The 14,352-nt window shown below is 38.5% G+C and carries 15 protein-coding genes; 8 read left to right on the forward strand and 7 right to left on the reverse strand.

Going from position 1 to position 14,352, the window contains the following annotated elements; all coding sequences use genetic code 11:
- Positions 1-185: 185 nt before the first annotated feature.
- The 7 genes from CVS84_RS07395 to ccoG form a co-directional block, all read right to left on the reverse strand.
- Positions 186-413 carry an ATP-binding protein gene (locus CVS84_RS07395; protein ID WP_107691755.1) on the reverse strand — a complete coding sequence of 76 codons (228 nt, stop codon included), beginning with the start codon at positions 411-413 and terminating at the stop codon, positions 186-188.
- A gap of 16 nt (positions 414-429) precedes the next feature.
- Positions 430-1,812 (reverse strand): efflux transporter outer membrane subunit, encoded by a 1,383-nt coding sequence (locus tag CVS84_RS07400; protein ID WP_107691756.1) that lies wholly within the window; start codon positions 1,810-1,812, stop codon positions 430-432.
- Positions 1,802-4,927 carry an efflux RND transporter permease subunit gene (locus CVS84_RS07405; protein ID WP_107691757.1) on the reverse strand — a complete coding sequence of 1,042 codons (3,126 nt, stop codon included), beginning with the start codon at positions 4,925-4,927 and terminating at the stop codon, positions 1,802-1,804. The genes CVS84_RS07400 and CVS84_RS07405 overlap by 11 nt, the downstream gene beginning before the upstream one ends.
- 10 nt (positions 4,928-4,937) lie before the next feature.
- Positions 4,938-6,098 carry an efflux RND transporter periplasmic adaptor subunit gene (locus tag CVS84_RS07410; RefSeq protein ID WP_107691758.1) on the reverse strand — a complete coding sequence of 387 codons (1,161 nt, stop codon included), beginning with the start codon at positions 6,096-6,098 and terminating at the stop codon, positions 4,938-4,940.
- Positions 6,099-6,206: 108 nt separating this feature from the next.
- Positions 6,207-6,653 (reverse strand): TetR/AcrR family transcriptional regulator C-terminal domain-containing protein, encoded by a 447-nt coding sequence (locus tag CVS84_RS07415; protein ID WP_234411921.1) that lies wholly within the window; start codon positions 6,651-6,653, stop codon positions 6,207-6,209.
- A complete protein-coding gene (locus tag CVS84_RS09665) occupies positions 6,634-6,834 on the reverse strand; it encodes a TetR/AcrR family transcriptional regulator (protein WP_234411922.1) in 201 nt (66 codons plus the stop codon). Before CVS84_RS09665 ends, CVS84_RS07415 begins: the two co-directional genes overlap by 20 nt.
- A gap of 30 nt (positions 6,835-6,864) precedes the next feature.
- A complete protein-coding gene (ccoG, locus tag CVS84_RS07420) occupies positions 6,865-8,190 on the reverse strand; it encodes a cytochrome c oxidase accessory protein CcoG (RefSeq protein WP_107691759.1) in 1,326 nt (441 codons plus the stop codon).
- A gap of 138 nt (positions 8,191-8,328) precedes the next feature.
- On the opposite strand from ccoG, the gene rpsU reads away from it, so the two are divergent.
- The 8 genes from rpsU to CVS84_RS07460 all read left to right on the forward strand — a co-directional run bounded on the left by rpsU (position 8,329) and on the right by CVS84_RS07460 (position 14,351).
- On the forward strand, positions 8,329-8,541 hold the full coding sequence (gene rpsU, locus CVS84_RS07425; RefSeq protein WP_009294994.1) for a 30S ribosomal protein S21: 213 nt from the start codon (positions 8,329-8,331) through the stop codon (positions 8,539-8,541).
- A gap of 103 nt (positions 8,542-8,644) precedes the next feature.
- Complete coding sequence (locus CVS84_RS07430; protein WP_107691760.1) at positions 8,645-9,277, forward strand: DNA-binding protein; 633 nt, start codon at positions 8,645-8,647, stop codon at positions 9,275-9,277.
- On the forward strand, positions 9,274-9,894 hold the full coding sequence (locus tag CVS84_RS07435; protein WP_107691761.1) for a UPF0323 family lipoprotein: 621 nt from the start codon (positions 9,274-9,276) through the stop codon (positions 9,892-9,894). Before CVS84_RS07430 ends, CVS84_RS07435 begins: the two co-directional genes overlap by 4 nt.
- Positions 9,895-9,896: 2 nt before the next feature.
- The gene (locus tag CVS84_RS07440) at positions 9,897-11,078 is read left to right on the forward strand and encodes a glutathionylspermidine synthase family protein (protein ID WP_107691762.1); all 1,182 of its coding nucleotides are present in this window, start codon (positions 9,897-9,899) and stop codon (positions 11,076-11,078) included.
- A gap of 2 nt (positions 11,079-11,080) precedes the next feature.
- Positions 11,081-12,016: a D-2-hydroxyacid dehydrogenase gene (locus CVS84_RS07445; protein WP_107691763.1), complete on the forward strand. Its 936-nt coding sequence runs from the start codon at positions 11,081-11,083 to the stop codon at positions 12,014-12,016.
- Positions 12,016-12,774, forward strand: coding sequence for a hypothetical protein (locus tag CVS84_RS07450; RefSeq protein ID WP_107691764.1), 759 nt, complete (start codon positions 12,016-12,018; stop codon positions 12,772-12,774). Before CVS84_RS07445 ends, CVS84_RS07450 begins: the two co-directional genes overlap by 1 nt.
- A gap of 16 nt (positions 12,775-12,790) precedes the next feature.
- The gene (locus CVS84_RS07455; protein WP_021090433.1) at positions 12,791-13,288 is read left to right on the forward strand and encodes a YajQ family cyclic di-GMP-binding protein; all 498 of its coding nucleotides are present in this window, start codon (positions 12,791-12,793) and stop codon (positions 13,286-13,288) included.
- A gap of 271 nt (positions 13,289-13,559) precedes the next feature.
- Positions 13,560-14,351: a DUF2314 domain-containing protein gene (locus CVS84_RS07460; RefSeq protein WP_107691765.1), complete on the forward strand. Its 792-nt coding sequence runs from the start codon at positions 13,560-13,562 to the stop codon at positions 14,349-14,351.
- The last annotated feature ends 1 nt before the right edge of the window (position 14,352 follow it).

A 14,352-nucleotide genomic window follows, 5' to 3' on the forward strand; every position in this document is an offset into this window, starting at 1 on the left:
TTAAAAGGTCGTAAAAGGCTATTTAAAAATATATTTTTTACATTTAAAATGATAGTGAAGCAAATTTTATCCTTGTCCCGCTCTCATTTTAAATGTAAAATACTCTCATTTTAAATGCGCGCGGATAGAATTTTACATAATGAAGTCAAGGAGTTCATCTAAGGATTTTGTCCTTAGATGAAAGATTAAGATTTTTTGATCGCTCTAACAGGAATAACAAATATTGCTGCGATCACATAAAAGGCAATACAAAAAACAGCCGCCATCATAAATATCTCACCGATATCATAAAAGCTTGACTCAAGCCTAAATGTATCCACGTAATTTATCGCAAACCATAATGCTACGCCAAGAGCGATAGCAAAAACGAAAAAACCCCAAGAAAACAAGAAATTTAATATCTTAGTTCCCAATTTCTCTCCTTTTTAATTACTTTTCTAACTTAAAGCCGCCACCAAAAGCTCTATAAACTTCGACTGCGCTATCGACCTCATCAAGCTTTGCTGAGACGTCTTGTAATTTTGCCTGAAGCAAATTTCTCTCCGCATCAAGAAGCTCTAAATGTCCAATATAGCCAGCATCATATTGCTCTTTAGCAAGCGAGTAAATTCTTTGTTGGGATTTTAGCAAATTTTTCACTTGTTCCAAAGAAATTTTTGCATTTTGCCTTGAAACAAGCGCATCTCTTACTTCGCCAAGAGCCGATTTTACCGCTGCTTCATAATTAACAGCGGCAATTTGTTTATTTGTTTTAGCCACTGCTACATTATTTTTTGTCCTACCAAAATCAAAAATTTTCTGTGCTAAAGAGCCCCCTATGCTCCATGTATTGGCATTTCCAACAAAGATATTTTCAAAATCAATACTTGAAAAGCCAAAAAGTCCAGTCAGTGAAATGCTTGGAAAATACTCAGCCCTTGCAACACCAACAAGAGCATTTGTAGCTTTTAAATCAGCCAGTGCCTTTGCCACGTCGCTTCTTCTTAGCAAAATTTCAGAGCTAATGCCAGCACTTATCTCGGGAGAAGCTGGTAAATTTTGTGAGCTAGCAACAGCTCCATTTAAAATTTCATTATTACCTTTACCAGTCAAGATGGCTAGTGAGGTGATAGCTTTTGACTTTGCATTTAATATAGAAGTAAGATTGGTCTTAGCGCTTTCTACTGCTGCCTTACTTTGCAAATAAGTCATCTCATTTATGCTTCCAAGATCAAGCTGTGTTTTGCGAAGCGCTAGCGTGTCTTCATAAGTTTTTAAAGTCTCTCTTAGCACAGCTTCTTGCATATTTAATGAAACTAACGCAAAGTAGCTTTTTGCAACACTTGAGCTGATACTTAGTCTCGCGCTATCGTAGTCAAATTTGGTTGCATTTAGGCTTTCTTCGGCTGCTGCTACATTATTTCTTACTCTACCCCAAAGATCAATCTCGTAGTTTAATCCTAAATTTATATCTGATTTTCTATAACGAGTTTGTGGTTGTTTAGTATATGTTTCACCGCTACTTTTTGCTTTTTCGTAGCCTACATTTAAATTTATACTAGGAAGCAAATCTGCCTCAGCTACGCCAAGACTTGCCTTTGCTTTCTCTAAATTTAAATAAGCAACACGTAAATTTGTATTTCTCTCAAGTGCATTTTCTACTAGAGAATTTAAATTTTCATCGTTAAATTCTCTCCACCAAAGATCCCTTATATCACTTGTCTCATAAGTGTAAGTAGATGTGAAATTTGTATCTACATTTGGCATATCTGGACGAAATGAGCAACCAGCCAAAAACGCCGCCGTTATAAGTATAAACGCCTTATTTTTCATCTTTTTTTGCTCCCTTTTTCCAGTATTTCTCATTTAAATTTTCAAGCAAATAGTAAAACATTGGCACAAAAAATATAGCTATCGTCGTAGAAGCGATCATACCACCAACCACGCCAGTTCCTAATGAGTGGCGAGATGCAGCGCCTGCGCCTGTGCTTATAACCATCGGGAAGACGCCTAGAGTAAATGCGATTGATGTCATTACAATTGGTCTAAAGCGAAGTTTGGCTGCATTTATCGCTGAGTCAAATATACTCTTACCACTATCACGCTCTTGCATTGCAAACTCTACGATCAAAATGGCATTTTTAGCCGCTAGACCAATAAGCAACAAGAGTCCGATCTCAAAGTAGATGTCATTTGTTAGCCCTCTTATCCAAACTGCTAGCAATGAGCCAAATACCGCAAATGGTACGGCAGTGATGACCGCAAGTGGAATGAGCCATCTCTCGTACTGAGCAGCAAGGATGAGAAATACAAAGATCATACCAAAGATAAAAGCAACCGTGCCTGTTCCTTGAGAATTTACCTCTTGATACGCAGTTCCTGCCCAGCTTATAGCGTAGTCCTCGCTGCTTAGCGTGTCATTTACGACCTCTTGGATCGCCCTTATCGCATCACCTGATGTATAGCCAGTTTTTGGATCGCCCATGATCTTAGCCGATGGAAAGAGGTTAAATCTATCAACAATGTCAGGTCCGATCGTTCTTGTAAGTGTTGCTACTGAATTTAGTGGCACCATGCCGCCATCATATGAGCGGACGAAAATTTTTCTTAGATCCTCAGGATTATTTCTAAAACTTTCCTCAGCTCTTGCATATACTCGGTAAGATTTACCAGCAAGATTGAAGTCATTTATATAGTAAGAGCCAAAAGTAGCTGCTACCGTGCTAAAAATTTCGCTCTCACTTACGCCAAATAATTTAGCTTTTTCTTTATCAACTGTTATCTTAAACTGACGATAATTTGTCTCAAGCGTGGTTCTCACATTTGTTAGTTCAGGCCTTGCATTGGCTATTGCTGATACTTTTCTAGCGTCTACTTCTATCTCGTTGTAACTCTTGCCGCTTTTATTTTGTAGATACATCTCAAAGCCACCAGTCATTGAAAGACCCATGATAGGTGGTAAATTTACAACGAATGTCATTGAGTTTTTTGAGCCCCAAAGCATACCATTAAACTGGCCAGCTAATGTATCAGCTCCATTGTTAGCGCCTTTTCTCTCACTCCAATCTTTTAGCTTTATAAAGCTAACGGCTGAATTTTCCCTAAGCGAGCTAGCTAGTATGTCATAACCTGCAAAAGCCATAGTGAACTCAACATTTGGATTGCTTAAAATGGCGTTGCTAATCGAGACTACTTCTTCTTTTGTCTTTAGCATATTTGTTGAAGGCGGAAGTGAGGTGATAACCATTAAAGCACCCTTGTCTTCTGAAGGCACAAGTCCTTTTGGCACAGCATCAAATAGCTTATAAGTGGCAAATCCTAAAATACCAATTACAATAAAGCTAATAATAATATGCCTTAAAATTTTAGCCACTCCAGCCGTAAAGAGTCTGGTGCTAAAGTCAAAGAAGTCGTTAAATTTCTGAACTATCCAAAATGGCTTGCTCTCTTGCTTCTTAAGCATAACCGCACAAAGTGCTGGCGTAAGAGTAAGAGCGACAAAGCCTGAGATACAAACAGAAACAACAAGTGTCAACGCAAACTGCTTTTGTATGACGCCAACAAAGCCCTCCATAAATGAAACTGGCACGAAAACCGCGCAAAGCACGAGTACGATAGAGATAACCGGAGTTTGCACCTCCTCCATCGCCTTAAATGTCGCGTCTTTTACGCTTATCTCTTTATCTTCATGCAAAATTCTCTCGACATTTTCTATGACGATAATAGCGTCATCTACGACGATACCTATGGCTAGGATCAGGGCAAAAAGTGTGATCAAATTTATACTAAAGCCCATCACATAAAGTCCGCCAAATGTACCTATGATAGATACTGGCACGGCAAGCATCGGAATGATAGTCGCCCGAAAACTTTTTAAGAAAAAGTACATTACGATTAAGACGAGTACCATCGCTTCAATAAAAGTTTTTATAACCTCATCAATTGAAACATCTATAAATTCTGTTGGATTGTAAGCTATGGTGTGCTCTAGGCCAACAGGATAAGTTTTCTTTAGCTCTTCAAGCTTTGCTTTGACAGCTTCAGCAGTTGCAAGTGCGTTTGCGTCGTTTTGTAAAAATAGCAAAAGAGGAATAGCCGGTTTGCCGTTTAACATCGCATCGTTAGCATAGCTAGCTGCTCCAAGCTCTATGGTAGCTACATCTTTTAGCTTCAACACTGATCCATCGGAACTTTTAATTATTATATCGCCAAACTGGGCTGCATTTTTAAGACGACCATCGGTACGAACAGAATAAACATAAGGATTACCACCATCCGATGGCTGTTCGCCTATCTTGCCAGCGGCATATTGTGAGTTTTGAATTTTTACTTGAGAAATGACGTCGCTTGGAGTTAGTTTAAAATGAGCTAGTCTATCTGGCTTTAGCCAAATTCTCATAGAATACTCTTTAGTACCTATCAATACTGTATCACCGATACCACTAACCCTTTTTATCTCATCAGCAATATTTAAATTTACATAGTTATATAGTTCGATCAAATCCATATTTGGATTTGTAAAGCCAACAGCTTGAAGGATCGAGCCACTTCTTTCGCGAACCGTTACGCCCATATTTTGCACTTCTTGAGGCAGCCTTGAAAGAGCAGCTTGCACGCGGTTATTTACGTCGATTGTAGCTTGTTTTGACGATGAGCCGATCTTAAAATATACGCTTATATTCATAGTACCTGCTGAGCTTGAGGTACTTTGCATATATAACATATTTTCAACGCCATTTATCTGGTCTTCAATCGCACTTGCGACTGAGTCGGCGATAGTCTGTGCATCAGCACCGCTATATGTCGCACTTACAGAGACAGTAGGTGGAGTAAGACTTGGATACTCCTCTATAGGAAGCCCCTTGATACCCATAAAACCTGCTATAACTATGATGATAGATATAACAGTTGCAAATATCGGGCGGTTTATAAAAAATCTTGAAAACATCTATCTGCCTTTACTTGCTACTTGTAGCGTTTGCATCTTTGCCGTTTATAAATTCCGCACTTAGGTCTTTATCAGTTTCAACTGGTGCACCAACTCCGATTTTAAGGAAGTTATTAACGATTATCTTATCGCCATCTTCAAGACCTTCAGTGACTGCTACCATATTTTTTGTTTGATATCCTGTTTTTACATTTTTTTGGCTTACTTTGCCATCTTTTACGACTAAAACATAAGAGTTTGTAGCACTTTGTTGAAGAGCAACTTGTGGGATGTTAAAGGCATTTTTTTGCACAAATCCACTCATCTTTATATGACCAAACGCACCTGGTAAAATTTTACCCTCACTGTTATCAAAGCTAGCCTTTGCTAAAACGCTGCCAGTTGCAGTATTTACGACATTATCTATAAAATTTACTTTACCATTAAAATTTTCGCCATTGACACTTAACACAGTGTCACTATTTAGCTGTTGCCATGAGCCGTTATCCAAATTTGTCTTTCTAGTTAGATTATCCACATCAGCGATATAAAATTCTGCTTCAATAGGATTTATTTTTGTAAGTCTTACAAGTTTTGTTTGGTTTGCTATGACAAGCGAACCAACATCTACTTGATTATCACCCACTACGCCGTCAAATGGCGCTGTAATAGTCGTGTATCCTAGATCTATTTTTGCATTTTTTAAATTTGCTTTTGCGCTTACTAAATTTGCATTTGCGATGTCGTAAGCTGCAACGGCTGCGTCGTAGTCTTTTTGAGAAACTGCATTTTTCTTATAAAGGGCAGAAATTCTTTTAAACTCAGTCTCAGCATTTTTCAAATTTGCATTTGCTACGCCAACAGAGGCATCAAGTGAGTCAAAGCTAGCTTGATATTTTTCTGGATCTATCAAAAATAACTTATCGCCCGCTTTTACTTTGCTTCCCGGCTTGAAAAACTGCTTTATGATAGTTCCGCCAACTTTTGGATAGATGATGACATCTTGACTACTTGTAACTGTTGCGGTGTAATCAAAACTAATAGGTATGTCTGTTTTTTGTGCGGTAAAAATATCCACATGAGATAGTGGCATCTGGTGACCTGCTGCCGCTTTATTCTCTTTATTTTCAAAACAACCACTTAGAAATAAAACTGTAACCGAAAGCACAAGAGCACTTTTAAAATTTGCCATAAAAACCTCTCTTAATTTTAAATTTTAATATCATATTTAGTTTTTGTAATAATTGTTACAAAAATTTAAAGTTCTCGATTCTATTAGAAAACAAATAAAAAGTCAATTTTATTTTTTACTAATTCCATTCAAAAACAACTCAACACACAAGCCAACATGCTTTTTACGTTTTTTTTCACTAAGCTTTGGTTCTTCATTTATCAAAAGCGAATCGTAGTAATAAGCCCCAATCACACTTTGTATAAAGTACTTCGCAGCAAATTTGGCTGAAAATTTTGGATCAAGTTTGGCTTTTACCTCATCTCTTTCAAAGAAATTTATAAGCACAAGATCGATCTTTTTTAAAATTTGATCCAAAAACGTCTTACCAAGTTTGCCACCATTTTTAGAACCCTCACTCATCATTATCCTACCAAGAGAGATATGCCTTTTGCTGCAAGTAATAGAAAATATTATGGTTGCAAATTTGGTTAAAAATTCCTCCAAGCTGTGAGAAATTTTAAGATCTATCTTCTCATCGATCTCTTTTATAAGGCTATCTATACTCTTGTTCAATGATCGCCTCAAAAAGCCCCTCTTTGTTCTCAAAAAATGTATAAATGCTAGAAAGCGATCCGCCACTTATCGCTACGATGTCACTTAAGCTTGTCTTTTCGTATCCTTTTTCTAAAAATAGCTCAAGTGCTGTTTTTACGATAAGTTCGTATCTTTTTTTACCCTTTTCTGAGATCGCCATCTTGCTTCCTATTAAATTTTTGCCATTTTATCATCTTTTAGGATAGATAAAAGTACTTTGCCTTTGCACGCTGACAGCTGGCTCATCAGTGGCATAGGCTTTGATATTTATATGTTTTAAAAGATCTTTATCGCTTAAATTTTCATTTTTTGATTTTAGCGTGACGATTACTCGTTGCTTTGCACCAGCTTTTAATATAAATGGCTTATTTGGACGAGAAATTTCTATATTCTTATCATCTACTTCAAAGTAAAAGGCGTGCTCTTTATTTTGTGTGTTTTGCACCAAAAATACGTAAGAATTTTCGACTTCATTTTCGCCTAAAATTTTATAAAGCTCGCTTGTTCTATTTATGTTTAAAAGCATACTTTCTTTTTTGCCACTCATCAATACCCCAGCTGTTAAGACAATGCCCAAAATGACAAGATAAGCAACCGTTCTAAAGCGTAAAATTTTGACTCTTTTTTGCTCTTTTATAGAATTTATACTTCTCCACTCAATAAGCGAACTTTCATCAAAATGCTTCATCACTTTAGCGCAAGCATCGCTACACTCTAGACAATTTATACATTCAAGCTGCATACCTTTTCTTATATCAATGTGCGTCGGACATATTCTCACGCATGCTTCACATCCCGTGCACAGCGCGCCCTCTTCTTTCGGTTTTTTAAATTTCTCTTTTCCGTTATAGATTATGCCGCCTCTTTTTTGATTGTAAATAACTTGGATAGTGTCGTTATCAAACATCACTGATTGCACCCTAGCGTAAGGACAAACATAAATGCAAAAATTTTCTTTTAAAATAATGACATCATAAACTAACCAAATAGCGACAACAAGCCAAAATGCAAACAAAACTCCATGTTCGCTTGGCTCTTTTAAATAAGCGAAAAAATCAAGCGGTGGCACAAAATACCATAAAAAATTTGCCGAAATAATAAGAGCTAAAATACACCAAATTCCAACTGCTAAAGCACGCTTTAAAATTTGTCCTTTTGGCTCATTCTGCTTATTTTGTATATTTTTTCTGATCTTTAAAATTTTAGTTTGCAAAAGGTCACGAAATATCGTTCTAAAAATAGTTTGCGGACAGCTCCAGCCACACCAAACACGCCCTGCAAGTGTCGTTAGAAAAAATATACTTAAGAACAAAATGATAAACAAAAATGGCAACAAATAAAGCTCTTGCATATCAAATTTTGTAAAAAAGAGATCAACTCTACTTTTATCAAAACTTAGCAAAAATAGCTGCGCATCATTTACTCTGATAAATGGTAAAACAAAGACAAATAGCGTGATACAGGCGAAAAAAATGTAACGCTTCTTGGCGTAGCTAAGATGAAAATTCTTTGACATAATAAGCCTTTTTTGAAATTTTATGATTATAAAGCTTATGGCATTAAAAGAGTTTTAAAAAAAAATAGTTAAAAGCTTAAATTTATGAAAATTAAACTATACTCACGGCTTATTTTAATCTGAAAGGTGGTGAGGACGTTGCCTGGTATTAAGGTACATCCTAACGAGTCATTTGACGAGGGTTACAGAAAGTTTAAGAAACAAACTGACCGTAACTTAGTAGTAACTGAAGCAAGAGCTAGACGCTTCTTTGAGCCTAAAACTGAGATCCGCAAGAAACAAAAAATTGCTGCTCGCAAGAAAATGCTTAAACGCCTTTATATGCTTAGACGCTACGAGTCAAGACTCTAAAACCAAGACAAAGAGGGCTTTGCTCTCTTTGTTTAACTCTTCTTTTAGCCTTATTTTTTTATAATCAAAGCAAATTTTTTATTTTATTTTAAACGGAAATTCGATGCAAAAGCTAGCTATAAACGAAGCTGCAGAAATTTTAGGCATAACAAAAGAAGCAGTCTATAATAGAATCCGCCGTGGTTCGATCAATACAGTCATTGAAAATGGCACAAAATTTGTCATCCTTGATGAGAAACCAAGTAGCGAAAAAGCCACAAAACCCGCTCCAAAAAGTACAAAAATCAAATCCCAAAATGATGAGTTTATAAATTATTTGCTAAATGAGTTAAGCGAGTTAAAGAGCTTAAATTTAAACTTGCAAGCTGACAAAGATAGGCTCTTTAAAGAAAAAGAGCAGATGCTAATCGAGCGAAAAAATGAAATTTTGCAAATTTATAAGGACAGAGATGAAAAGCTCATGCAGTTTCTAAATGCTATGCAAAGGCCGCTTTTAACACAAAAAAACGACGATATGCCAAATAATGAAGCGATAGAGGCCGAGATAGAAAATGAGTCAAAATGGATAAATTTAAGTGAATTTTTAAAGGAGCTAAATCTAAAGCCAAAGGCAACGAAAAAAGCCAGTGAAAAGATAATAAAAGCGATACACCACTCAAAATTTATAAAATTTAAACGAGGCGTGATACTTGTTAGAAGACATAAAAATTTAAAAGAGTTGATAGGAGAGATATGAAACACATTAAAAAGATAGCTACTTATGCTGCGGTAGGCGGATTTGGTGCGATCGTTATGGCTGGCCTTGCTGGTTGTGGCAGTGACAATGGCGGTGATGAAAACGCACTAAACGAAGTTGCGCAAAAAAATGGCGCCTTTGTCATCATCGAGGAGAGTGCACCTGGCGTTTATAAAATTTTAGAAGAGTATCCAAGCACCGAAACTAGGGTCGTGCTAAAAGATATGAACGGCACTGAGCGCGTGCTAAGTAAAGATGAGATCGATAAACTTTTGGCGCAAGCAAACGCAAATATCGACAATGGCACTTCAAATTTGACAAGAACTAGTGACGCACAGCTAAGTAGCGGCGGACTAAGTCTTGGCGAGACGATCCTTGCTTCAGCAGCTGGCGCGATACTTGGTAGCTGGATAGGCAGCAAGCTCTTTGGCAATCAAAATTTCCAAGCAAATCGCCAAAGCACATATAAAAATCCAAGTGCCTACACAAGAAGTGTGGATAGCTTTAACAAGCAAAAGGCGGCAAATTCTGCTGCAAGAAGCAGTGGCGGAAAGAGTGGATTTTTCGGTGGTGGCTCGAAGTCGTCAAGCTCTAGCTCATCAAGCTTTGGAGGCTGAAAATGATAAATTTAAGAAAAATCACCCCATTAAACAACGAATTCATGGAGAAAATCGGCTTTGCATGGCATACAGATAACGACAACAGCTCATATATCGCTGATGAGATCGTGCAGGTAAAAGCAAGCGAGGCGGATGCTTATTATGAGGCGGCAAATGAGCTATACGATATGTATGTAAATGCCGCTCAGTACGTCATTGACAACAACCTTTTTCACGAGATAGGCATACCATTTAATCTCGTTGATAGCATCAAAAAAAGCTGGGAAAATGACATTCACTGGCACCTTTATGGCAGATTTGATCTTGCTGGTGGGCTTGATGGCAAGCCGATAAAACTGATCGAATTTAACGCAGACACGCCAACGGCAGTTTTTGAGACAGCGATCATTCAGTGGGCGATGCTAAAACTAAATCATATGGACGAAGCAGAGCAATTTAATAACCTTTACGAAGCTCTAAAGCAAAATTTTAAACGCCTTATCACGCTTGGCGACGATAATGTAAATTTCGAGGATGTTTACGAGGGCTGGGGGATACTCTTTAGCTCTATCGCTGGTAGTATCGAGGACGAGCAAACCGTGAAATTACTGCAATACATCGCAAAAGAAGCTGGCTTTAAAACCGACTTTGCTTACGTTGATGAGGTCGTTTTTAACGATGACGAGGGCATTTTTAAGGGCGATGAAAATTTTGAGTACTGGTTTAAGCTTGTGCCTTGGGAGAGCATAGCGATCGATGAAGGCGAGCTAGCACTTATACTTTCAAATATCATCAAAAACCAAAAAGCCATCATCATAAATCCCGCCTACACGCTACTTTTCCAAAGCAAGGGAATTTTAAAAATTCTTTGGGATCTTTATCCGAATCATCCACTCTTGCTTGAGACCTCAAACGAGCCGCTAAAGGGCAAAAAATATGTGAAAAAGCCGGTATTTGGTAGAGAGGGCGCAAACGTCTCGATATACGATGAAAACGGCGCACAAATAGCAAGTAATGACGGCGAATACGACTCAAACAAAGCCATCTATCAAGAATTTTACGAGTTTAATCAAGATGAGAGAGGCGAGAGCTACCAAGCTGGCGTATTTTACGCTTATGAGGCGTGCGCGCTTGGATATAGAAAGGGCGGCAAAATTTTAGATAACTACTCTAAATTTGTGGGACATTTCATTAAGGACTAAGGATGAAGATCGTTTGTTTAGACGCGGCAACACTTGGCGAAAACGTTGATCTTAGTGTTTTTAAGAAATTTGGCGAGTTTATCAGCTACCAAAAAACCAAAAGCGATGAGGTCGTGCCACGTCTAAAGGGCGTTGATGTCGTCATCACAAACAAGGTCGTCATCGACAAAGCCGTGATGGACGCGACAAATTTAAAGCTTATCTGCATAAGTGCAACTGGTATGAACAACGTAGATCTAGAGCATGCAAAAGCTAAAAATATAGCTGTAAAAAACGTCGCTGGCTACTCAACTGCAAGCGTCGTGCAGCACACATTCGCCTTGCTTTTTGAGCTAACAAATCGCATAAAATTTTATGATGAGTATGTAAAAAACGGCGAGTGGGTGAAGAGTGAAATTTTCACCTATCTTGGCGCAGACATCAGCGAGATCGCTGGCAAAGAATTTGGCATCATCGGACTTGGCGAGATAGGACGCAGCGTGGCGGCAGTGGCGCGTGCATTTGGCGCAAATGTGAGCTACTACTCGACAAGTGGAACAAATAAAAATAGCGAATTTAAACAAAAAAGCCTAGATGAGCTATTAAGAAGCAGCGACATCATCAGCATCCACGCACCGCTAAATGAAAAGACTAGAAATTTACTAGGCGCAAACGAGATAAATTTGCTAAAAGATGATGCAATAGTACTAAATTTAGGACGTGGCGGCATAGTGGATGAAGCGGCGATGGCAAGGGCGATAGATGAGAGAAATTTACGCTTTGGTACCGACGTTTTGGAGCGTGAGCCGATGAGTGAAAATAGCCCATTTTTAAATGTAAAAAAGAAGTCAAATCTACTCATCACTCCGCACGTAGCATGGGGTAGCTTGGAGGCTAGAAAGACGCTCATCGCAAAGATCGTCGCAAACATCGAAAATTTCATCAATGAGAGCAGATAATGGGCTATGATATAAGCTATCACGCCATTAGCGAAGATGAAATTTCAAAGTGGTATTTTGAGGCACTTGAGCTCACAAGGTCTAGTAAATTTGACGAGGTTTTAGAACTTGCTAGCAAGGCTGGCGTAGAGGAATTTTACGCCCAAAAGTACAAAGATACACTAAGCGCTGCGTTACAGTATAAAGACGATGAAATTTTTAACAAAACTCACGGCTTTTGTATCGCCGTCACGCAAGGATTTTTTAGAAAGTATTTCTACACTCGTGGCACATCGCTAAGCTCTTTGGCGCGGCAAAATGAGAAATTTAAAAACTATATTAGCAACTGGCGAGAAATTTTACCAAGCAAGTTTTTGGATAAATTTAGTGGTGAAATTTATAATGAGATCACCGAAAACTACTGTTGTGGCGCTTATGTAAACGCCAAAAACGTAGCTAAACTAAAGGCTGACTATGAAGCAGGTGGTGAGATAAAAGATGCGATTGATGGCTTTTACGCTCAAAATTTACCTGCATTTTTAGATGCGCTAAACTACGCATGCGAGCTAGAAATAGGCCTGCTCGAGGCCACTGAGGTCGTGGAGCCAAATCCACTTGATCTAAACAAATCAAGCTCATATTCAAATCTCTTTAACTGCGATCCAAATGGGGCTATCATCTACGCACAGACCGCAGTGCAGCAGATTGGAGAGGCAGTAGAGCAAGAAGAGACTGGCAAAAAGTCGATTTTTGAGAAGATCAAAGGGCTATTTAAATAAATTTGAAAGGATAAAAATGGCAACCGAACATAGCTTTGATATAAGTGCTGAGGTCGATATGATGGAGGTTAAAAACGCTCTTGAGACGGCGAAAAAAGAGATCGCGGCGAGATATGATTTTAAAGGGCTTGCGGCCGAGGTCGAGCTAAATGAAAAGGAGAAATTTATCACGCTTCTTAGCTCAAGCGACAACAAGATCGATGCGCTAAAAGACATCGTGATCTCAAAGCTCATCAAGCGCAACATCCCACCAGTTGCGATCACAGAGACAAAAAGAGAGCCAGCGAGTGGTGGAAATTTAAAAGCGACGCTAAAGCTAAACGACACGCTTGACGCTGAAAACTCAAAAAAGATCACTAAGGCTATAAAAGACTCAAAGATCAAGGTGAGCGCGCAGATCAGGGGCGAAGAGATCAGAGTGACAAGTAAAAGCATAGATGACTTGCAAGAGTGCATAAAGCTGGTGAGGGGGTTAAATTTAGAACTTCCGATCAGTTTTAAAAACCTAAAATAGTGCACATTTTCGCTTCATTATGCGTTGTTGATTCAAATTTTTGCTCGGTCATTACCCGCTCGGTAACTTCCATCACAAAAATTTAAATCGCCTAGCCTAATTTTGCGAAATAGCTGCGTGATTTTTATATTTAAAAATTTTATAGGATTTTGGGCTAAATCATGCGAAATTTCGCATAATTTTTGTATTTAAAATTTGTCGAATTTATGGGTGAATTTTACCTTATCATTTTGCATTCAATTTTGATCTATCTAAAAAAGAAGGACAAAAAATGAGCTTTTTTAAGAAAATTCTCGGTAAACAAATCGATCTTGGCAAGCAAATGCCGATCTATTTTGTAAGTAGCGACGAAGACTATATGCAGCGTGCATTTGAGCAAGCTCGTGAGAGCTTTAGATATTTTTGGCGTGAGGTTTACTGGGAACGCCACAGGATCGTACCAGCACTTGACTATGCGATGGTAAAAATTTGCTTCTTAGATGTCGTAAATGGCGAAGAAGTCGGCGAGCACATGTGGATAGACGATGTGGAATTTGATGGCGAAACGATATATGGCACGCTTGTAAATGAGCCTGATGCAGTGCAAAACGTGAAAGTTGGCGATCAAGTAAGCGCGAAGATAGATGAGATGAGCGACTGGCTATTTGCCATTTGCGGGCGCGCATACGGCGGTTTTAGTGTGCAGGCAATGCGCTCACGAATGCAAAAGAAAGAGCTAAAAGAGCACGATAAAGCGTGGGGGCTTGATTTTAGCGATTTTAACGACATTTTGGTAGTTTATGAGCAAAAAGAGCATCCTGAAAATTTGATAGAGCATCCAATGAGCAAAAATACATATGAGCAAGTAAAGCAATATATAAAAGAGCACCCAAATATGGTCACGGATGCCGATGAATTTGGCTATACGCAGCTTCACCACGAGGCGATCGCTGGGAATTTAAACCTTGTAAATCTCTTGCTAAAATACGGCGCTGATAAAAATGCTCGCACAAAAAGTGGCAAAACAGCGGCTGAATTTGCTGAAAAATTGGGCTGGAGCGAAATCGCAAAGGTGCTTAGCTAGT

It is taken from the genome of Campylobacter concisus (assembly GCF_003048575.1).
Classification (GTDB): domain Bacteria; phylum Campylobacterota; class Campylobacteria; order Campylobacterales; family Campylobacteraceae; genus Campylobacter_A; species Campylobacter_A concisus_U.